The sequence below is a fragment of the Thomasclavelia ramosa DSM 1402 genome, from assembly GCF_014131695.1.
Lineage (GTDB): Bacteria > Bacillota_I > Bacilli_A > Erysipelotrichales > Coprobacillaceae > Thomasclavelia > Thomasclavelia ramosa.
Genome location: NZ_CP036346.1, coordinates 1,252,610 through 1,274,686, shown reverse-complemented (window position 1 = coordinate 1,274,686; position 22,077 = coordinate 1,252,610). Strand labels below are relative to the sequence as shown.

23 protein-coding genes and 1 riboswitch are annotated in these 22,077 nt (G+C 31.9%); of the genes, 4 read left to right on the top strand and 19 right to left on the bottom strand.

Going from position 1 to position 22,077, the window contains the following annotated elements; genetic code table 11:
* Window positions 1-178: 178 nt before the first annotated feature.
* The 12 genes from EYR00_RS06075 to EYR00_RS06020 all read right to left on the bottom strand — a co-directional run bounded on the left by EYR00_RS06075 (window position 179) and on the right by EYR00_RS06020 (window position 9,145).
* Entirely contained in the window at window positions 179-838 is a 660-nt protein-coding gene (locus EYR00_RS06075) for an alpha/beta fold hydrolase (RefSeq protein WP_003537945.1), read from the bottom strand.
* The gene (locus EYR00_RS06070) at window positions 835-1,092 is read right to left on the bottom strand and encodes a TfoX/Sxy family protein (RefSeq protein ID WP_003537944.1); all 258 of its coding nucleotides are present in this window, start codon (window positions 1,090-1,092) and stop codon (window positions 835-837) included. Before EYR00_RS06070 ends, EYR00_RS06075 begins: the two co-directional genes overlap by 4 nt.
* A 108-nt stretch (window positions 1,093-1,200) precedes the next feature.
* The gene (locus EYR00_RS06065) at window positions 1,201-1,824 is read right to left on the bottom strand and encodes an SdpI family protein (RefSeq protein ID WP_003537943.1); all 624 of its coding nucleotides are present in this window, start codon (window positions 1,822-1,824) and stop codon (window positions 1,201-1,203) included.
* Window positions 1,814-2,095 (bottom strand): autorepressor SdpR family transcription factor, encoded by a 282-nt coding sequence (locus tag EYR00_RS06060; protein ID WP_003537942.1) that lies wholly within the window; start codon window positions 2,093-2,095, stop codon window positions 1,814-1,816. Before EYR00_RS06060 ends, EYR00_RS06065 begins: the two co-directional genes overlap by 11 nt.
* Before the next feature lie 59 nt (window positions 2,096-2,154).
* Window positions 2,155-2,871, bottom strand: a complete 717-nt coding sequence (locus EYR00_RS06055) for a lysophospholipid acyltransferase family protein (RefSeq protein WP_003537941.1) — start codon at window positions 2,869-2,871, stop codon at window positions 2,155-2,157.
* Window positions 2,872-2,875: 4 nt separating this feature from the next.
* A complete protein-coding gene (locus EYR00_RS06050) occupies window positions 2,876-3,346 on the bottom strand; it encodes a dihydrofolate reductase (protein ID WP_003537940.1) in 471 nt (156 codons plus the stop codon).
* Complete coding sequence (locus EYR00_RS06045) at window positions 3,346-4,224, bottom strand: thymidylate synthase (protein ID WP_003537939.1); 879 nt, start codon at window positions 4,222-4,224, stop codon at window positions 3,346-3,348. Before EYR00_RS06045 ends, EYR00_RS06050 begins: the two co-directional genes overlap by 1 nt.
* Before the next feature lie 82 nt (window positions 4,225-4,306).
* Entirely contained in the window at window positions 4,307-4,984 is a 678-nt protein-coding gene (locus EYR00_RS06040; protein ID WP_003537938.1) for a beta/alpha barrel domain-containing protein, read from the bottom strand.
* Between the two features lie 62 nt (window positions 4,985-5,046).
* The gene (locus EYR00_RS06035; protein ID WP_003537937.1) at window positions 5,047-5,931 is read right to left on the bottom strand and encodes an ROK family protein; all 885 of its coding nucleotides are present in this window, start codon (window positions 5,929-5,931) and stop codon (window positions 5,047-5,049) included.
* Window positions 5,932-6,094: 163 nt separating this feature from the next.
* Window positions 6,095-7,828 carry a threonine--tRNA ligase gene (gene thrS / locus EYR00_RS06030; RefSeq protein WP_003537936.1) on the bottom strand — a complete coding sequence of 578 codons (1,734 nt, stop codon included), beginning with the start codon at window positions 7,826-7,828 and terminating at the stop codon, window positions 6,095-6,097.
* Window positions 7,829-8,111: 283 nt separating this feature from the next.
* Entirely contained in the window at window positions 8,112-8,348 is a 237-nt protein-coding gene (locus EYR00_RS06025; RefSeq protein ID WP_224209093.1) for a hypothetical protein, read from the bottom strand.
* A 71-nt stretch (window positions 8,349-8,419) separates the two neighbouring features.
* Window positions 8,420-9,145, bottom strand: a complete 726-nt coding sequence (locus EYR00_RS06020) for a pseudouridine synthase (RefSeq protein ID WP_003537934.1) — start codon at window positions 9,143-9,145, stop codon at window positions 8,420-8,422.
* 159 nt (window positions 9,146-9,304) lie between these two features.
* On the opposite strand from EYR00_RS06020, the gene EYR00_RS06015 reads away from it, so the two are divergent.
* The 4 genes from EYR00_RS06015 (at window position 9,305) to EYR00_RS06000 (ending at window position 14,131) form a co-directional block, all read left to right on the top strand.
* Window positions 9,305-10,828, top strand: coding sequence for a 4Fe-4S dicluster domain-containing protein (locus EYR00_RS06015; protein ID WP_003537932.1), 1,524 nt, complete (start codon window positions 9,305-9,307; stop codon window positions 10,826-10,828).
* Between the two features lie 931 nt (window positions 10,829-11,759).
* Window positions 11,760-11,885: riboswitch (FMN riboswitch) on the bottom strand.
* A gap of 171 nt (window positions 11,886-12,056) precedes the next feature.
* Entirely contained in the window at window positions 12,057-13,064 is a 1,008-nt protein-coding gene (locus EYR00_RS06010; RefSeq protein ID WP_008792996.1) for a D-alanyl-D-alanine carboxypeptidase family protein, read from the top strand.
* Entirely contained in the window at window positions 13,057-13,629 is a 573-nt protein-coding gene (locus EYR00_RS06005) for a nucleoside recognition domain-containing protein (protein ID WP_003537927.1), read from the top strand. The genes EYR00_RS06010 and EYR00_RS06005 overlap by 8 nt, the downstream gene beginning before the upstream one ends.
* Window positions 13,622-14,131 carry a hypothetical protein gene (locus tag EYR00_RS06000; protein ID WP_003537924.1) on the top strand — a complete coding sequence of 170 codons (510 nt, stop codon included), beginning with the start codon at window positions 13,622-13,624 and terminating at the stop codon, window positions 14,129-14,131. The genes EYR00_RS06005 and EYR00_RS06000 overlap by 8 nt, the downstream gene beginning before the upstream one ends.
* Window positions 14,132-14,209: 78 nt before the next feature.
* Here the strand turns inward: EYR00_RS06000 and EYR00_RS05995 are convergent, their stop codons facing one another.
* The 7 genes from EYR00_RS05995 to tsaD all read right to left on the bottom strand — a co-directional run bounded on the left by EYR00_RS05995 (window position 14,210) and on the right by tsaD (window position 22,076).
* A complete protein-coding gene (locus EYR00_RS05995; protein WP_003537923.1) occupies window positions 14,210-15,583 on the bottom strand; it encodes a sodium-dependent transporter in 1,374 nt (457 codons plus the stop codon).
* A 113-nt stretch (window positions 15,584-15,696) separates the two neighbouring features.
* Entirely contained in the window at window positions 15,697-15,861 is a 165-nt protein-coding gene (locus tag EYR00_RS05990; protein ID WP_003537922.1) for a hypothetical protein, read from the bottom strand.
* Between the two features lie 182 nt (window positions 15,862-16,043).
* Window positions 16,044-17,432 carry a D-2-hydroxyacid dehydrogenase gene (locus EYR00_RS05985; RefSeq protein ID WP_003537921.1) on the bottom strand — a complete coding sequence of 463 codons (1,389 nt, stop codon included), beginning with the start codon at window positions 17,430-17,432 and terminating at the stop codon, window positions 16,044-16,046.
* Window positions 17,433-17,441: 9 nt separating this feature from the next.
* Window positions 17,442-18,905 (bottom strand): metallophosphoesterase family protein, encoded by a 1,464-nt coding sequence (locus tag EYR00_RS05980; protein WP_003537920.1) that lies wholly within the window; start codon window positions 18,903-18,905, stop codon window positions 17,442-17,444.
* Window positions 18,906-18,978: 73 nt separating this feature from the next.
* Window positions 18,979-20,364 (bottom strand): asparagine--tRNA ligase, encoded by a 1,386-nt coding sequence (gene asnS, locus EYR00_RS05975; RefSeq protein ID WP_008792993.1) that lies wholly within the window; start codon window positions 20,362-20,364, stop codon window positions 18,979-18,981.
* A 55-nt stretch (window positions 20,365-20,419) separates the two neighbouring features.
* Entirely contained in the window at window positions 20,420-21,049 is a 630-nt protein-coding gene (locus EYR00_RS05970; RefSeq protein WP_003537918.1) for a redox-sensing transcriptional repressor Rex, read from the bottom strand.
* Complete coding sequence (gene tsaD, locus EYR00_RS05965) at window positions 21,042-22,076, bottom strand: tRNA (adenosine(37)-N6)-threonylcarbamoyltransferase complex transferase subunit TsaD (RefSeq protein ID WP_003537917.1); 1,035 nt, start codon at window positions 22,074-22,076, stop codon at window positions 21,042-21,044. Before tsaD ends, EYR00_RS05970 begins: the two co-directional genes overlap by 8 nt.
* Window position 22,077 lies beyond the last annotated feature (1 nt).

The following is a 22,077-nucleotide window of genomic DNA, read 5'->3' as shown; positions in this document are numbered from 1 at the left end:
GAGTATTTCGATAATTTAAGAATTTTACACAATAATTATATACTGATATAAAAAAGACATTTCACCAAATCAGTAAAACATCTCACACTTTTTATTTATTTCATTTGTCTACTTAACAAGAATCAATCCTTATTAATAATATAACTAACTTAGCGTCCAAAAAATTGTATTCACCTCATTAAGCGACTTTTAAAAATGCCAAAATAATTGGCGCAAGTTTTGCACTATTAATAATATAACTACTATGATTTTCATTAGGCAAGATCATTAGTTGACTTCCACTTATATTGTGAGCGAGATATAACGTATGAGATTCTTTGATCATATCATCACTTCCTACCAAAATTAGCGTCTTTGCAGTTATCTTAGCCAATTGATATTCATTAATATGTGGTTGTTCCAGCATCATTTTAATCTTTACATCTTTTTTTAAATAATACTGTATTTTCATCAAATAATAAGCCCAATTTTTTAAGCCATCAGGGTCAGCATTAGCACCGCTAATCATTAAATATTTTATCAGTTTACTTTGGCTCGCTACTAATAATCCGACGATTCCCCCATCACTAAAACCATAATAGGCAACCTCCGATAATTTTAAGCTTTTAATAAACTCAATTATGTCCTCAGCCATTGATTGATAACTATATACAGCTACACTAGAACTTAAACCATGCCCACGACTGTCAACACAATAACAAGTATAGTGATTTTTCAATTTGGCCACTAATGCATCAAAAATATGATGATCCTCACCGTTACCATGAACTAAAATAAGCGGCCGTCCCTGACCCGATATTTCATAAAATAACTCAATACCATTAACTAATATTTTCATAACTTATGCTCATTATAAAATTGCTTTAATTCTGCTTTCGTTTCATAATCTAATTGCGTTTTTTTAATTCCCTCAACTGCCCCCTCTAGTGCATATAAGCGATGAATACATGCAGATTCATCGATTTGCTGTATTTTTAACCATGCCTCTTTTGCTCCAACTTCTTTCAGTTTTATCGGATCATCAATTCCTACTTGTATCAGCTGTTGTGCTACTACCTTACCAATATTTGGTAAATCCTCCAATTTTCCCATATTATCATCTCCTACTCTTATTGTACTTCAAATAAAAAAACAAAGCATCTAAAAAGATACATTTCTATTTAATTCTTTAAATAAAAATGTATCGAATCATCTATTTTATTATTTTTTTCGATAGAGTAAAAATGAATACACTGAAGGGATTATTAAAATCGCTCCAACAAACAAAATTACTGCCCAAAAAGCCAGATCAAAGAAACTCATAATAATAATTAAAATACCCCCAAGGACCATTACATACCCAGCTAAACGATTTGTTTTATTCCAATTATCCTCGTCATTCAAAGTCCATGGTAATCGGTAGCCCATAGTAAAATTTTGACGACATTTAGGTAAATAATTCCCTAAAATAACAAATAATATTCCTAAAAATATTGGAACAACTATATTAATTGAGATTTCATATCCAAATACGATTGCATATGTTATTGCTTCTAAAACAATTGTTATCGTTGGAATTATCCAAACAACAATTTTTAACATCTTAGATGAATAATTCTTGTATTTAGGATCCATTTGCATCATAAACAAGCACAATAGTTGAATTCCACTCATCAATATCGGTAATAGAAAAACAAAAATCTCTTTACTAGCATAATTATCTATTTCACCTGCTATATTCCAATGAATTGGCATTTGTGCTGGTAAGCAATCATAAATAATTAGTCCAAATAGAATCGGCAGCAAACATACTCCGCATGTAATTAATGCCGTTTTAAGTTTCATCTTTAAATCCTCCAAATTGGCTAAGCCATAACATTACTTCTTCAAAAACAGAAGTATTAATTTCATAATAAATATAATTTTTGTATTTATTTTCAAAAATCAAATCTGCTTGTTTTAATTTTGATAAATGATAAGATACTGTTGCTTGAGTCATTTCAAAACATCCTGCAATTTCTCCTGCTGAGAGTTTACCATCTTTAAGTAACACCAATATTTCACGACGAACCGGATCTGAAAGTGCCTTAAATGTTTCTGCAAACCCCACAATCATCACTCCAATCTATTTAGAATATTTTCTAAATAGATTATAACATAAAACAAAGGATATTTCTATCCTTTGTCATTTTCTTTAATACATTTTTCAATCCGATCATGAACTAATTTGGCAATATCGTTAGTATGAAGATCTTTATATTCTTCATAATAAATTGGTTTTAAATAATGAATTTGAGCTGTTGTTTTTTTTATCGTATTATTATCAAATACTTTATAACAATCAATCAAAGCTACCGGCACAATTGGTGCTTTTGCTTTAGTCGCAATTTTAAAAGTTCCCCCTTTAAATTCTAAAATATTATTGCCGTCTCTACTTCTTGTCCCTTCTGGAAAAACAAAAAAGTTTTTTCCCGCCGCTACTTCATTAGCAACATATTTAATGATTTTTGCACTTTCTCGAACATTACTGCGATCCATCGAAATAAATTCCAGCATCTTAATAACATCCTTTACTAAAATGACTGATACCAATTCTTTTTTTACGATTGCTCGAATTGGACGACTATGGGTTTGAAAAATTGCTAGCGGGTCAAACAATCCTTGATGATTAGGGGCAACAAAATAACCAGATTTCTTGGGTAAATTTTCTACCCCATAACACTCTAGCTCTACCCTTGCTTTGCGTGTTACAATTGCTACAACTTGATGTATAAACCCATAGCGTTCATCAGCAGAATATTTATCAATATGTTTATACTTATTGACTTTATATCCCCACCAATATGGTAACCGCCAAATAACACGAATAACAATCAATGCAATTCTCTTCATTTAATTATCCTCGCTTATATGTTTCTAATGTAAATGTCTCAAATGGTTTTTGAGCAACCAATTTGTAACCGTATTCATCAAAATTAGGAAAATATGTTTCACCTTCATGTTTTCCAGGAATCCTTGAGATTAACAACTGGTCTGCAATTGGTAAACACTGTTTATAAATTGAAGCTCCACCCGAAATAAATAAATCTTCACCACTACTACGGTATTCTTCTATTACTTCTTCTAATGAGCTTCTCACTTCTACTCGTTCATCTTCAAACGGTTCAAAACTAACAACAATAGTTTTACGATTAGGCAAAGGACGTCCGATTGCCTGATATGTAGTCAATCCCATCAAAATTGTTTTATTTAAAGTCGTTGCCTTAAAATGTTGTAAATCTTCCGGAACATTCCAAGGCATTCCATTTCGTGAATCCTTCTTTCCAATTAACAGATCCTCATCTGTTGCAACAATTATATTTATCATTATACACTTACCTTTCCAACTAATTTACCATGACTTTGGTAATCTTCTATCTTAATATCTTCAATCTTATAATCAAAAATTGATTTCACATCTGGATTTAATACTAATTTACATTTTGGTAATGGTTCTCTTGCAATTTGTTGTTTAACTACTTCAAAATGATCTTTATAAATATGAGCATCACCAATCGTATGGATAAATTCTTTTGCTTCATATCCACAAGTTCTCGCTAACATTTCCGTCATTAAAGCATACGAAGCAATATTAAACGGTACCCCTAAAAAAATATCCGCACTACGTTGATATAGTTGACAAGACAGATATTTTTTATCTGCACTAACATAAAACTGTAAAAATGCATGACATGGCGGCAGCGCCATATTATCTACTTGTGCTGGATTCCATGCACATATAATATGTCTTCTTGAAAAAGGATTGTTAGTCAGACTATCAACTAATTTTGCTAACTGATCAACCCCTTCATAATTAAAATCACGCCATTGAGCGCCATATACCGGCCCTAAATCACCATGTTTTTTTGCAAATTCATCATCTGTCTTAATTTTTTCTACAAACTCTTCAATTGTTTCACCATTAAAATCAGGTGATTTCTTAAAATCTTCATATGGCCATTCATTCCATATTTTGACATTGCGATCAACTAAATACTTGATATTTGTATCACCCTTAATAAACCACAATAATTCTTCAGCAATTGGCCGCAAAAACATTTTTTTAGTTGTCATCAACGGGAAACCATCTCTCAAATCATAACGAGTTTGATATCCAAAAACACTACGTGTTCCTGTTCCTGTTCGATCCTCGCGATTTTCTCCGTTTTCTAATACATATTTACACATATCTAGATATTGTTTCATTTTTTACACCTCAGCAACTATTGTACAATAAAATACCAGTTTGAACAACAAAAAAGGTAGATATCAATCTACCCAAAACAAATCATTGATGTTGGCAACGCTGTCGATAGTCCTCCATCATCGCTTTAAAAATTTCACCATTTGAAGGCGGTGTATATGTAATGGCATTTGCACCTGCTTCAATAACTGCCTGAATTGTTTCAAGATTAGGTCCACCGGTAGCAATGATTGGAAAATCTTGAGAAATCTCTCTTAATGCTTTGACGATTGCAACAGTATTCTTACCACCCGAAACATTAACAATTGTCGCTCCAGAATGTAACATGCGTTCCTCAAGATTTTCATCTAAAGAAACGATTGATAATACTACTGGAATATCAACATAATCAGATAATTCTTGAATAAATTCAGTTTTTGTAGGTGCATTTAAAACAACTGCAGTTGCACCATGTAATTCTGCATCCAAAGCAATCTCCCGTACTCGAGGTCCTGCTGTTGTTCCACCGCCAACGCCCGCAAAAACAGGACGTTGTGCTACATCGATAATTGAATTAGTAATTTGCATGGTTGGGGTAAATGGATAAACCGCGATTACAGCATCAGCATTACAATTGGATATTACTGCAACATCTGTTGAGAATAATAATGATTTAATTCTTTTGCCATTAATAACTATTCCACTGGCATTGCGGATACACTCTGGTACCATAATTGTATGGCTTCTTAGCTGTGTGTTGATTTTTGGTGCTTCTCTTTTCATTTTTTTACCTCCCCTTGTTTTATTTAATAATATTTTAATACAATAATATGAATTCTTAATGACTAGCTATGAATAAAGTGATAAACTGCTCCAATTAAATTTGCTTCATTTCCAAAACGACATTTAACTACTTTAGGATGAATTTTTGCAACAGGAATACTATCATATATTTTTTCTAAACGACTTTCAATCTGTTCAATTAAATCAGGTCGTACACTAATTGCTCCACCAATAATAATTTTTTCAGGATCATAGACATATTGAAGATTATATATCCCCATTGCTAAGACACTATAGTACCGATCAACATATTTTTGATAAATAGGGTTATCTTGTGCTTGATCAAAAATCACTTTACCATCTAAAGTTTGATAATCAACTCCCAATTCTTTAGCAACCCCTTTTACTGTTGCAACTGTAGATCCTGCAGTAGACCAAGAAATATAGGAATCATTATCAAGATCATTTAAGGCCACCATATAGCCAAATTCACCGCCATGAAGATGTTTTCCTTTATGAATCATTCGATCCTTAACAACAGCACCACCTATCCCAGTGCCACTAACAATGAACATACAGTCATCCACATCACTTCCAGATCCTTTCCAAACTTCTGCTAATGCTGCACAGTTAGCGTCGTTTTCAATTGAAACTTTTGTGTTGAAGCGTTTTTGTAGATCCTCTTTGATATTCGGCCCATGGATATAATCTAAAGCACTTGCTCCTTCAATATTCCCAACTTCACTGTTAACGGCACCTGGCATGCTTAATGCAATTCCCGTTACTTCATAATTACAATTATGATAAATCTCACCCATTGCCTGATACATTTTTTCTAGTGAATCGGGCGTTACGATTTTATCAGTATTAATGATTTTTCCCTGATCATTGACAACACCATATTTTATTGACGTTCCACCAACATCCATTGCTAAATAATATTTCATCTTTTTATCCCTCTTTTCAATATTTTAATTATATCACATCTATATCTTTCTTCGAAATATAAATAATGTAAATTTATTCTAATAATTTTAATTACGCATCTATAAAATAGAAGTTTATCAAACCAAAAAGAACACTTAGCAAATTTAATTTGCTAAGTGTTTACTATTTTTTATCAACAATCTGCTGATTTAGCATTGCGACAAAATCATCAAATGGAACAGTAATTTGTTTTTGCTCTCCATGTTTACGATATGTAACAGTTTTTTCATCACGTTCATTATTACCTAATACTAATAAATAAGGTACCTTTTCCATTTGTCCCTCACGAATTCGATAACCCAATTTTTCTTCACGAGCATCTAGTTCAACTTTAAAGCCTTTATCCTTTAATAACTCAGTTACTTCTTTAGCATAGTCTAAATGATACTCATTATTAACCGGCAATACTTTAACTTGAACAGGTGCCAACCATAATGGGAACACACCAGCAAAATGCTCAATTAAAATTCCAATAAATCTTTCAATCGATCCAAAGATAACACGATGCAGCATAACTGGACGAACTTTTTCACCTTTATCATCAATATAAGTAATATCGAATCTCTCTGGTAAATTCATGTCTAATTGAATTGTTCCGCATTGCCAAACTCTCCCTAATGAATCTTTAACATGGAAATCGAGTTTTGGTCCATAGAAAGCACCATCTCCAGGATTTACTTTATAATCCTTACCTGCTGCTTTACAAGCGGCAGCTAAAGCAGCTTCACTTTTTTCCCAGATTGCTAAATCACCAATATATTTCTTCTCGGGACGGGTAGATAATTCAATTTCATAACTTAAATTTAAGCTTCCATAAACACGATCAATGAAATTAATCAACCTTATAATTTCACCTTCAATTTGATCAGGTGTCATATAGATATGTGCATCATCTTGAGTAAAAGTACGTACTCTAAATAAACCATTCAAGGCTCCACTAGCTTCATGGCGATGAACTTGACCTAGTTCACCCATTCTTAATGGTAAATCTTTGTATGAATGTAAGGAATTTTTATATACTAACAAACTTCCTGGACAGTTCATAGGCTTAATTGCAAATTCACGGTCATCAACCATACTAGTATACATATCTTCTTTATAATTTTCCCAATGACCACTAGTTTCCCATAATTCACGTGACATCATAATTGGTGTTTTAATGAATTCATATCCTTCTTTAGCATGTTCTTCGTACCAGAATTGTTCTAAAGTATTTCTTAAAATCATTCCTTTCGGTAAGAAAAATGGCATCCCAGGAGCGTATTCACTCATCATAAATAATCCTAGTTCTTTACCTAGCTTCTTATGATCCCGCCGTTTTGCCTCTTCCAATAATTCAAGATGTTTAGCTAAGTCTTCAGAAGTTTCAAAACAAACACCATAAATTCTTTGTAGTACCTTATTTTCTTTGTCACCCTTCCAATACGCACCTGAATGTTTAGTCAATTTAAAGTTCTTACAAGCTTTAACTGTTTCAACATGCGGACCTCTACATAAATCAACAAAATCTCCTTGACGATAACAACTAATAGTTGTATCATTTTCAAAATTATTGATCAAATCTATTTTATATTCATCATCTTTGAACATTTCTAAGGCTTCTTCTTTAGAAATTTCTTGGCGAGTAATACGTTTGCCATCTTTACAAATCTTTTTCATTTCTTTTTCGATTTTAGGAATATCCTCATCTTTGATTACATCATTTCCTAAATCAACATCATAATAGAATCCTTCACTAACAACTGGACCAACCCAAAATTTAGCTTGAGGATAAAGATGTTTAATTGCTTGTGCCATTACATGAGCACAAGAGTGATTTAATACACTTAGTTTTTCGTCTTCTTTAAAATCAATCATTATTTTTCTCCTTTACTGTTTTTTAATAAAAAAACTCTCATCCAAAGGACGAGAGTATCGTGGTACCACCTTAATTTGTTATCGAAATAACCTCAAAGCTATAACGCACTACCGACATTCTCTTTCGAGTGTTGCATATTAGGGAGTACCTAAATAACCTTATCAAGACTTGCACCACCCGTCTTTTCTCTGAATCAAAGTATTATCTAGACATATCCTAAATCATCGCATCTATTTACTATACTAATTCTACTCATTTATTGATTAAAGTCAACTAATTTGTTTATTTAACTTTTTCGTCTTGTTTTAAATTATAAGCCATCCGAATATTTTCGGTTTCTTTTTTTAATGCCTTATAAACAAACTTTGATGGCATCTTATTAAACATTGTCACTGTGTCACACTTGATACAATATAAAGCTTGAATCCCCCGTACATTTATTCGTTTGATCCAATCACCCTCGGCTTTGCATATTCCACATTCAATTTTATTTTGTGGTTCAACTATTTGTATTCTCATTTTCATCACCCAAAATACAGTATGCACCAAACAAATTAAAATAATTGTCAAAATAAATACGGATAAGTGATCTACTTATCCGTATTAACTAATTTTTTTAGATCTTTTACTTCTTGCGGTTTTAAAATACGATATCTTCCTGGTGTTAGCCCTTTTAAATTAATTCCACCAATACTTACACGATGCAATCTTTTAACCGGATGTCCTACACTCTCAAACATTTTCTTAACTTGTCGGTTTTTACCTTCTACTAACTTTATTTTCAGCATTGTGGTTTTATGTTCGGTATCTTTGTCAACGACTTTAATCTTACATGGTAAAGTTTTAACCCCTTCTAAATAAACACCCTTTTCCAGTTTATTTAAAGTTGGTCCAGTAATTAAACCTTTAATAGATACTTCATAAATTTTTTCTAAATGTGAACGAGGATGCATAATCATATTAGCAAATTCTCCATCATTAGACATAATAATTAATCCCGTTGTATCAAAATCTAGTCTTCCAACTGGATAAATTCTTTCTTTAACTTCAGTAAAATAATCTGTAATAATAGGTCGGTCAAATTCATCATCTAAAGTACAAACACACCCTTTAGGTTTATAAAAAACATAATATACTTTATTTTCACCAACCAACGGCTTTCCTTCAACTGTAATTAAATCTCCCTGTTTTACTTTGGTTCCTAATTCAGTAACGACTTTGCCATTTACTTCAACTTTTCCTTGAACGATCAAGTCTTCCGCTTTTCTTCGCGAAGTATAACCACTTGCCGCAATTGCTTTTTGTAATCTTTCCATGTCTTTTCACCTACTTCGTAATCATTATACTGAATTGTCAATTAAAAGCAACCAATTATCTTACGAATAACTTATTTTTATATAAATATCCTACAGTTCACTTTTATAAACTTGCACTTTGGAGTAAAATATAGTTATAAATAATATGGAGGAAACACTATGAGAGGAATTTATTCATCATTAACTAAAATTCGACGTAAAGTTTTTGTTGAAGTTGCAAAGTTAGCCTATGAGGGGAATGATTATAGTCGTATCGAAAATTTACCCTATAAAGTAATTCCTGGAGAAGTCGCAACTTATCGTGACAGTATTTTTTTGGAACGGGCTATTGTCGGTGAAAGAATTCGTTTAACGATGGGATTATCATTGCGCCCTATTGATGAACCAGCACCAATATCTAAAGGGATTGAAGAAAGTATTATTGCCGACAAATATTACGAACCACCATTAATCAACATTATTAAATTTGCCTGTAATAAATGTCCAGAAAAGAAATTTGAGGTCAGTAGTGGCTGCCAGGCCTGTTTAGCGCACCCATGTATCGAAGTTTGTCCTAAAAATGCAATCAGCTTTAAAGACGGGAAAGCATATATTGATCAAGATAAATGTATTAAATGTGGTCTTTGTAAAACTAATTGTCCATATGATGCAATTTTAAAAAGAGAAAGACCATGTGCTAAGGCTTGTGGAATGGATGCTATTGAAACTGATGAATATGGTAATGCCCACATTAATTATGATAAATGCGTCTCTTGTGGAATGTGCTTAGTTAGCTGTCCCTTTGGGGCCATTGCTGATAAAAGTCAAATTTTCCAATTAATTCAAGCAATTAAGGCCGGCGATGAAATTATTGCAGCAGTAGCTCCTGCATTTATTGGACAATTTGGTCCTAAAGTCACACCAGAAGTTTTAAAAAAAGCAATGCAGCAATTAGGTTTTAAGGATGTGGTTGAGGTTGCCATTGGGGCTGATTTATGTACAATTGATGAAGCAAAGGACTTTTTAGAAAAAGTACCTGCTCAGCAACCGTTTATGGCAACATCATGTTGTCCTTCTTGGTCAATGATGGCCAAAAAAGAATTCCCGGAATTTAAATCTTATATATCAATGGCTTTAACACCAATGGTATTAACCGCTCGTTTGATAAAAGAAAAACATCCTAATAGCCGAGTTGTTTTTGTAGGGCCATGTGCAGCAAAAAAACTAGAAGCTTCTAGAAAATCAGTACGAAGTGAGGTTGATTTTGTTTTAACATTTGAAGAAATTGGCGCAATGTTTGAAGCTAAAGGCATTGATTTTGCTTCTTTAAAACCAGATGAAGCTGATCCATTTACTCAGGCTAGTAGTGATGGTCGCGGTTTTGCCGTTAGCGGTGGGGTTGCTAAAGCAGTCGTAAATTGTATTAAAGCTAAAGAGCCTGAACGTGAAGTATTAGTGGAATCAGCAGAAGGATTAGCAAATTGTAAAAAAATGCTTAAATTAGCAAAAAGTGGTAAATATGACGGTTATCTACTTGAAGGTATGGCTTGTCCCGGTGGTTGTGTTGCTGGAGCTGGAACTTTATTACCAATCACTAGAGCTACAACCGCAGTAAAAAAATATACCAATAGTTCTGATAAACTTAATGCCAATGATTCTAAATATAAAGATTATTTGGAACGACTAATTGAAGAATATAAATAAAGTCTAAAATTTAATGATATAATCCCTTGTCGAACGACAAGGGATTATTTGTTTTTTTAGCCTTTAATCACATTTTTTATTGTAACTGTTTTTATTCAAAATCAATAAAAGTTTGAAAAGTAAAATGATTTTCATTTTCATCCCAAATTTCAACGAACTTAGGTGTAGCCTCAATTAAAATCTCTGTTTTTCATAACTATACGCATTGTAATTTTGTCATAAATACTGACGATATAACTGCTCAAATTTACGTCCCAGTTTTTCAATCACTAAGCCTATATTTTTCGTCAGCCCTTCTATTTGAATTCTTCCATTGCATAATGCAACTTGAGGATTTTTAAATAATTGTTGAGTTTTTCTAAAATTTTTATCTGTTTTAAAATAAACAACTAATATTACGAACCGTTACATAATCATCTACACTAGTCGCTAATACATAATTTTCCAATTTCCTAATTTTTTAAAAAATAAAACAGCTCCATCTTCAAAAATCACCTCTCTTTTCTTTTAGTCACCTGTATGATGATGAATTATAGTACTTAGTTTTTTATATACCAATAATGTAATCAAATATACAATAATACTTTTAATTAAATTAAAGAGAACAACTCCTACATTAATAATAATTTCAACCCACGTTCCTTTAAAAGTAACAATTTTAGTTTTATCATAACGATAGATCAAGGCTGCTGGTTAAACCAAAGCAATACTTAACCATAAAACTTTGTAATTCACCTGTAAACATAAGCTGTATCAAAATATAAAAATGGTGGTATTAAAGGTAATGGGAATCAAAATACCATCAGCATCGCCTATAATGCCCCTAAAATTGCGTTCAACACTAATTACCTTGTCTTTCCTCTTTTCAACTTTCTTCCTCCTAAAATAAAAAACCGAAAACATAATAAAATGCCTTCGATAGAATTCTAGAAAATGTCTTTTCTCATCTGAACTTTAACCGTCGATATTAGAATTTTACTAACTCAGCCATATTATAAAATATGGGTCATGAACTGTAACCATCGGTAGGGATTCTCCTCATGCCACAAAGACTAATATTAAATTTTGGGTTATTGAAACAAATTCAATGCTTATAGTTATATATCTTACCTGGATTTAATACAATTAATATTATAATTACAAATATTAGGATATTTTGACAGTTTTATTTTCTACTCTAAAACTTCTATTTTTCCAAGTTCAACATATGTTTAAAGGGGTGAAGAAAATGAAATTAGGATTAATTATAAGTTTAATGATGACACTAGTAAATACAAACGTCAGTGCTGTACCCTTCCAAGGAAAAAGTTATATTGTCATGGAAGCTAGTCATCAAATCGTAATCGAAGGCAGTAATCAAGATTACATTCAGAGCGTTGCTTCAATTTCAAAAATTATGACCTGTATTATTGCGATTGAAAACATGGAACTTGATACTATCATTACAGTTGATGATACAATAAATAAAGCCTGGGGAAGTGGTGTCTATATACATATAGGTGATAAAATCAGTCTACGTGACTTACTATATGGTTTGATGCTTAGAAGTGGCAACGATGCTGCTGTAATGATTGCTAAAGCAGTTGGTAAAGAAATTCCAAAATTTGTTGATATGATGAATGACAAAGCAAAAGAACTTCAGTTGCATAGCACAACTTTTTCTAATCCAACAGGTTTAGATGAAGAAGATAACGGGAATCAATCCACTGTTTATGATATGGCACGATTAATGGCCTATTGCCATCAAAATCCAATTTTTAATGAAATTGTCAGTACTAAAGAATACAAACGCGAAGACGGTAATGGGACTTGGCATAACAAAAATAAATTATTAACCAACTATGAATATTGTATTGGTGGAAAAACTGGTTTTACCAAAAAAGCACGACGAACCCTAATTACCATGGCTCGTAAAGATGATCTTGATTTAATTATTGTTACTTTTAATTGTGGAAATGATTTTGAATTTCATCAAAAGAAATTTGAAGAATGTTATGCTAATTTAAAAGCAACTAAAATATTCTCAAAAGGTATCGTTGAATTTAAACAACAACAGTACTATTTAGACTTTGATGTCTATGTTAATAAAAAACCAACTGATAAAGTTGAAGTTTCATTAAATAATAATGAAATTGTAATTTTATTAAATAACCAGCCAATTGCTAAACAAAAAGTTGTTCCATACAATTACTTTTTAGGTTTCAAAATGGTCCTGAAGGATTTATTCTATGGCTAAAGTTTTTAAATTTGGTTTAATTTTCTTTGTGATAATTGCTTTTTGCACTAATAATCAAAATAAAATGTTTGAAGCAATTTTAAGTTCACCACAACAAGTTTTTGACTTAATCAAAGTAATCGTTTTAAGTGCTTGTCTTTGGAATGGATTTTTAAATATTATTAAAGCTTCGGGACTTATTAAACAATTATCGTTTTTACTTAAGCCGATTTTAAAACTTATCTATGGTAATACGGTCGAAGATGATCAAGTTTATCTATATCTCTCAACTAATTTTATTGCTAATTTATTAGGAGTTGGTTCTTTGGCTTCTATTAGTGGTTTAAAAGCAATGCAATCTCTGACAAAATACCAACGTGATCCAAAGACTCCATGCAAAGAAATGATGCTTTTAGTTATTTTAAACACTACTGGCCTTTCAATCATTCCTACAACAATGATGACGTTAAGACAAAGTTATGGCAGCCACGACATCCTTGGCTTCTTTGGCTATAGTCTTACTATTGGTTTCGTCATTACAATCGTCGGTATTATTGCAAGTAAGGTGATTGAACATTATGGATAGTGTAATCTTAATTATCATTTTAATAGCTCTAGTCGAAGCAAGTTTTAAACACGTTGATATTTTTAATGAATTTATCGAAGGGGTAAAGGAAGGCAGTAAACTCCTAATTACTTTATTTCCAACAATGATGGCTTTTACACTATGGGTCACATGTTTTCAGTATTGCGGCCTAATTGAACTACTAGAAATCGGTTTTAAGAGTATTTTTGCTATTTTGAATATTCCTATTGATATCTTTATGATGATGATTGTTAGACCATTTTCTTCAAATGGATCACTAACTATTTTAAATAATATCTTTTTAAAGTATGGGGTTGATCATCCTTATAGCATTCTTGGCTCCATTATTCAGACAGGCAGCGATACTACATTTTATGTTGTAACCTTGTATTTTGGCAGTATAAAACTTCAAAATAATCGATACGCCTTAAAATTAGGTCTTTGGCTTGATGCGATTGCTTGCCTTCTTGCAACTATTGCATATTTACTCTTTATCGGTTAGAACAATCAAATATTATCAAAATTCAACAAATAACTTGCATAAAAGGTGTTACTTAAAGCAACACCTTTTATCAAACAATTATTTAATGAAAAACGTATAATATCCTTGAATAAATATAAAAATAATCACACAAGGAAGAATAAATTTTAAATAATTTTTTGTCCATTTTGGGAATTTAATTCCTGTTCCTGTATTAGCTTCTTGGAGAAAACCATCAAATCCCCAGCCATAACGACATGTGCAAAATAACAAATACGCTAATGAACCAAGTGGCAGGAAATTATATGTAACCAAGAAATCTTCAAGATCTTGAATTGTTGTTCCGATACCAAATGGAGTAATATCACTAAGAATATTAAAGCCAAGGGCACAAGGTAAAGATAAAATTAAAATAATAATAAAATTAACTACAACTGCTTTTTTACGACTCCAATTAAATAAATCCATCCCAAATGAAATAATATTTTCAAATACTGCAATTATAGTTGATAAAGCTGCGAAACTCATAAAGACAAAAAATAAGCATCCCCATACTTGTCCTAACCACATTTCATTAAAAATGCTAGGCAACGTAATAAATACCAGACCCGGTCCACTTTCAGGATTTACTCCAAAAGCAAAACATGCGGGAAAAATAATTAAGCCTGATAATAATGCCACTAACGTATCTAAAGTACATACACTTATTGTCTCACCAAATAAACGCCGTTCTTTGCCAATATAGCTTCCAAAAATAGCAATTGCCCCAATTCCTAAACTTAAAGTGAAAAATGCTTGTCCCATTGCAGCAAAAATAATCTCTAAAAGACCATATTGTTTAATTGCCGCTAAATTAGGAATTAAGTAAAACGCCAAACCGTCTCTACCACCAGGTAAAGTAACAGCACGTATCACCAAAATCAAAATAATAATTAATAATGAACTCATCATGATCTTAGTAATCTTTTCTACACCATTTTGAAGGCCCAAGGAACAAATTCCAAATCCCAAAACAACCACTACAATCATCCAGAATACTTGCATAAATGGATCTTGGAGCGAATTATTAAATATATCTCCAACTTGTGCTGGAGTAATACCGTTAAAGTCACCTTTTATCATTTTAAAAAAATAAGCAATCATCCAGCCTCCGACGGTTGTATAAAACATCATCAACATATAATTTCCAGCCATTTGAAATTTTCCAATTGCACCCCAAAATTTTCTCTTAGGTACCAGCGAATGAAATGCTAATGCCGCACTTTTTTGGCTTGCACGTCCGACTGCAAATTCCATTGTCATAATTGGTGCTCCTAAAGCAATTAAAAAAAATAAATAAATTAATACAAATAGTGCCCCACCATATTGACCAACAACATATGGAAAACGCCATACATTTCCAAGTCCAATCGCGCACCCTGCTGATATCAAGATAAAACCTAATCTTGATGAAAATTTTTCTCTTTCTTTCATGAAATTAAACCCTTCTATTAATATTTCTTAATAATTCTAGCTTAGTTAAACATGAAATGCAATAAATTGTTTTTAAATCAAAACAAACTCTCATCGAAAGATGAGAGTTTGAATTAGGCATAGTTTGCTTTATTAACACTTACATATTTCCAATATGAGCGATATTTTCCTTTGCAGGCAATTACAGGATAATTAGAATAACCAAATTCTCTTGCAATTGTTCCTTTAGGAACCTTATTTACATGTGTTAATTTTCCATCTACTACAGCATATTTCATTTTTAGTTCCTCCTTTATTTACACTTATATTATAAACAAAGAAAAGACTTTATGCATTTTTATTATGCAGTTTAAATCCTATAAAAAGGTTTTAAAATCAATAAATCAAAAAAATGGAAATAGCAAAGCTATCTCCAATATATGATAAAAGAAGCGAATCTTTCACCACGACTAGAACTAAATTATAACATATTACAAACGTTTCGTAAATTATTTGTTTTAAATCCTTCAATATTTAAACAAACCTCTTCAATCACACGATTACGAGTTTCAATTGGTGCCCAGGCAATATGTGGTGTCATTATTAATTTTGTTGCATCTTTGATTTCTAATAAGGGACTGTTGCAACAGAATGGTTCATTTTCAAAAACATCTAAGCCAGCTCCTGCTAAGCGATGTTCTTTTAATGCCTCAACTAAATCTGCTTCATTTACAATTTTTCCTCTTCCAACATTAATTAAATATGCTGAATCCTTCATTTTTGCGAAAACTGATTGGTCAAAAAGATTTTCTGTTTGACTATTTAAAGGTGCATGAATACTAATAATGTCACTTGATTCCAGTAATGTATCAAAATCAACCTGTTGATAATTTTGCTGGTTATTTTTTCCACTTGTAGAATAATATTGAACCTGACAGCCAAATGCGGTTGCAATTTCAGCAACTTTACGGCCAATATCGCCCATTCCAACGATTCCCCAAGTTTTACCAGTCAATTCGTGGAAAGTGTATCCTAAATGGGTAAACATAGAGCTTGATGCATAATTACCGCTCTCAACATAATTATGGTAATAATGATTTTTATTGTATAAATCTAATAATAAAGCGAATGTATGTTGTGCTACTGCATTTGTTGAATAGCCTTTAACATTGCATACGGTTATACCGGCAGCCTTACAATATTCAAGATCAATATTATTAACACCTGTCGCAGTAACACAAATAAGTTTTAATTTATGAGCATCTTTTAACTGTTCCTCTTTCAATATATGCTTATTAGTAATTACAACACTCGCATCTTTAATCCGCTCAGGAACCTCACTAACTTGACTTTGATGATATATTGTTACATCACCATATCGATTTAATTTGCTGACATCAATATCACTACCCAGTGTCTCACTATCCAAAAAGACAATCTTAAAATCACTTTTCATCATTGTAACTACTTCATCAAAACCTTTTCCTTGTATCATTTTTCCTAAAATAATAGCTTCATTTAAATCAAGAATTTTTGATGGTCGACAATTTCCGCTCATTACACCATCATTGATTTGAAAATCAAGATCTTTATTTAATAAAGAAATTCCTAAACTGCGACTCGTTACCTCTTCTAATTCTTCAACACTATTTAGAATTTGATTAACAAATTCAGAATTTTTTTGAATACAAGCCCTAATACAACTACTAAAATCTTTGCTTATCTTTACCTCTTCTCTAAAAATATCATCAAATAATAATGGTAAAACAAGATTATAAAGATCCATCGGTACAGCTCCATAACCTTTAGTAAAGCAATACAATAAAGCACTCCCTAATTTTTCATCTTTCATTCCATCTACTAACTTCATTTTTCTCTCCTAAAAAATATTTATAACTATTCTTTGACGGTCTTGCATCGTCATATCATCATAAATGATAAAACAGTATTTAAATCGTTTATAACGATGGTCATATTTTAATACATTATAACTTAAATATCGACTCTTTGATTCTTTTGCTCCACTGCCACATGAAGAACCAGCAGCAATCACATACATCCCTTCTTGACTGCTAAAAAATGGTAAATGTTTATGACCATGCAAAACATACTGAATTTGGTGTTTTCTTAACCATTCTACTAAATCACGGCTGTCTACTAATGCCTTAGAACTATCCATAATTTTCCCAACAAAAATCTTTTCACGCCATTTTTGCTTTAAAAAATCATCACGGGTAATTGGAAACAGATGATGATGCAGCATTGCAACAATTGTATAATCTCCTAAATTTTTAATAGCGGCAAGCTCTTCATCAATATTGTTTAATTGTTTCATTCCAACTTTACCACGCGCTAAATTACCTTCTACAGTTGAATCAATCTTAATTAAAACAATCTTTTCTTCTTCAAATACTTTAATGCTTTCATTTAACAAAAAGGCGATTACTTTACTTTTCTGACGCTTAAAAATATTAAAACCATTAACAATTACATCATGATTTCCTAAAATAAAGGAAACATCTGCATTATAACGATTTTTTAACCCTTTCATAAACCCTGATGCCTCATACATATTTTTTCGATTTGGTGAATTCATTAAATCCCCCGTAATCAAAAACTTTAAAGGATAATAAGAACGTAGCTGTTTAACAGTTTGATCAAGACTATCTTCAAGTGCCAAACGACCGATATTCTTCTTTTTGCTACCAAGGTGTAAATCACTTAGCTGCACAAAAAAGCTATCATAAGGACTTAAATATCGAATTGAAAAAATTGTATCATGTTCAATTTTAAAAATGACTTCTTCAATGTCCTGAGTAGTATAAATAGGAACAAATGCACACTCATCACCTTTAAAAATTAAAAATCCAGGCCAGCGATCAATTTGATATAAGGCCGTAACAAAATGTTTAAAAGGTCCATAAAATGATAAATCTTCTTTTTTTAATAGATTATGACAATTTAAAACCCTAATATTATCACTGTCTAAATCATCCACAATCTGATTTGAGGTTAAATACGCATTAATTGGCTCACTATAATCAAAACTTGATAATACTACGATCTGATATTTATTACGTTCTGTATTAATATACTCTTTTAATTCTTCTAAATGAGTCGGATCCATTTTTTCCATGATTTGTTCAGCATTTTTAGCTTTACTAAAAGCTAAAAACATATCATAACCAATATTTTCAATGGCTTTTAAATTAATACCACGTTTACGCATCCATTTTCTCAACTGGCATAAACCACGATATTCGTCAAGAATGCGACTAAAATAAGTTATGCTATCATCAAAAATTAAATTTAGATAAGCATTTATTAAATCATACTCATTCATTATTTGATCGCCTCCTTATCTATTATTATAACCCATTCAAAGCAAAAGCCTATATAAAATATAGGCCTTTTTGTTAAAATTTTAAATTTCTTGGTGTTCTTGGGAAAGGTTCAACATCACGAATATTTTGCATTCCAGTTAAATACATTAAGAAACGATCAAATCCTAAACCGAATCCCGCATGTTTACAGCCACCATAGCGACGTAAGTCCATATACCATTGTAAACCATCTTTAGACATTCCTTTTTCATCCATGATTCTTTCAAGAACATCATATCTTTCTTCACGTTGACTTCCTCCAACTAATTCTCCAATTCCTGGAACCAATAAATCACAAGCAGCCACTGTTTTATTATCATCATTTAAACGCATATAGAAAGCCTTGATTTCTTTTGGATAGTCTGTCAAGAAAACTGGTCCTTTAACAACCTGTTCACAAATATAGCGCTCATGTTCACTATTTAAATCCATTCCCCATGAAACTTTATTTTTAAATTTAACATCTGCTTTTTCTAAAATTTCAATTGCTTCAGTGTATGTCATCCGTTTGAAATCACTGTTTTTAACTTTAGTAATTCGATTGATGCAATCTTTATCAATCATTGAAGCAAAGAATTCCATTTCCGCAGGAGCATTATCTAAAACGTAATCGATACAATATTTAACCATATCTTCAATTAAATCCATATCATCCTCTAAATCAGCAAAAGCAATTTCAGGTTCAATCATCCAAAATTCACTAGCATGGCGAGAAGTATTAGAGTTTTCTGCTCTAAATGCAGGACCAAATGTATAAACATCTCTAAAAGCCATTGCAAAAGCTTCAACATGTAATTGACCAGTAACTGTTAAGAAAGCCTCTTTTTCAAAGAAATCATCTTCAAAATTAGTTCCATCAATAGTTGTTGCTCTAAACATTTCTCCGGCCCCTTCACCATCGTTTCCAGTGATAATTGGTGTATGAACATAAACAAACCCTTGTGATTGGAAAAATTCATGAATAGCCATTGATAAAACACTGCGCAATCTAAAAATTGCATAGAAAGTGTTCGCACGAGGTCTTAAATGCGGTATTTCACGCATATATTCGAATGAATGACGTTTCTTTTGTAATGGAAAATCTTCATCACATTTACCTTCGATTTCAATCTCAGTTGCTTCAACTTCAAATGGTTGTTTTCCTTCAGGTGTCAACTTTAATTTTCCAACTACTCGAATTGAACTACCAGTAGATAATTTATCGATTTCTTCATAGTTAGAAATTTCTGCTTCTGTATATACAACTTGTAAATTTTTGAAGTATGTACCATCATTTAGAGCAATAAATCCCAATTTCCCATTGTTACGATTAGTTCGAACCCATCCCTCAAGTTCAACATATTCGTAACCTTCTAAATCCATCATTTGGTTACTTAAAAACATTTCATATAGTTCTCTAACCGTTATAAATTCAAACATATTAATCCTCCTAGTTTTTCCTATTATATACTTTATTTTATCCATTATTCAAGTATTATTGACGATTTGAATCCATCTTAATAACTAATTCTTGAATTGCTACAACAACATCTACCTGTTGTACCTCGACTCCTTCACGAACTGTAAAATGTGTATGTGTAAAATCAACGATACCTTTAATTCCTAAATCCATTAAACGATCAACTGTTGGTTGAACGTTTTCAGAAATAGCCAAGATTGCAATTTTACAGTCTTTAGGAAAAGTTTTTTCTAAATCATCAATATTATAGAGTTTAACACCAAAACGCTCTCCCTCTTTATTTTTATCTTGATCATAGCCGCAGACAATTTTTCCCACTGTATATTGCCAACGGTTATATTTTAAAATTGCACTACCAAGATTTCCGATACCAATCAAAATAATTGATTCGTCTAGTCCTAATCCTAATACCTCACTTAATCCGTCAATTAAATGTTTTACATCATAACCTTTACCACGTTGGCCAAAATTATCTGTCTTTGATAAATAAGTAAAATCTCTACGAATCGTCGTATCTTGAATACCTGTTAAACTAGATAATTCGCTTGATAAACAATTTTCTTTACCTTCATGCTGCATTTTTCTTAAAGCTTTAAGATAAACAGGATAACGAGACATTGTAGCGTTTGATATTTTTTTATCCATTTTGATTTCCCCCGCTAACCGATTCATTTTCTAAATCTAAATTTGGCTTAATCCCTAATGACAAATCACTAAATAATTTCAAATCGTACATCTGTTTTGCTGCTAAAGCAATCATCATTGCGTTATCAGTACAACAACTCATTGGCGGTAATAATAATTCTACTCCATCTAATTGGCCAACCGCTTCACCCATCGCATTTCGCAATCCACGATTAGCACTCACGCCTCCTGCCATTAATACTTGTTTAATACCATATTCTTTAGTAGCACGTATTGTTTTATTGACTAAAACCGATAAAACCACATCTTGAAAAGAGGCAGCTAAATCTTCTTGATTGATTTCTTCATTTCGCTGCATCGCTTTATGATTTAAATTAATTACAGCAGATTTTAATCCACTAAAACTAAAATTATAGCTTTCATCATCCAAAGGCACTGGTAAATTATAAGTATGATTACCTTTAGCAGCCATTTTATCGATTATAGGTCCCCCGGGATATGGTAAATTTAAAACTCGTCCCACTTTATCATATGCTTCTCCAACAGCATCATCAAGGGTTTGCCCAATTACTTCAAATTTAAAAGGAGCTTTTAATAAGACAAGTTCACTATGACCACCACTAACAACTAAACAAAGACTTGGATAGATAATATTTTGAACATAGTTATTGGCATAAATATGTCCAGCAATATGATGTACTCCAATCAATGGCTTATGATAAGCCATTGCAATCGTTTTAGCGGCCTGTAAACCGATATGCAAAGACCCAACTAACCCCGGTCCTTTAGTTACCGCAATAGCATCAATTTCATCAATCGTAACGTTAGCCTTATTCAAAGTTTCTTTTAATACTAGCGAAACACATTCAACATGTTTCCTACTTGCAATTTCTGGCACTACTCCACCATACATCGCATGAACATCAATCTGTGAGGCCACGACACTACTAAGAAATTCTCGTTCATCTTTTAAGATTGCCATAGCCATCTCATCACAACTTGATTCAATTGCTAAAATAAGTGACACC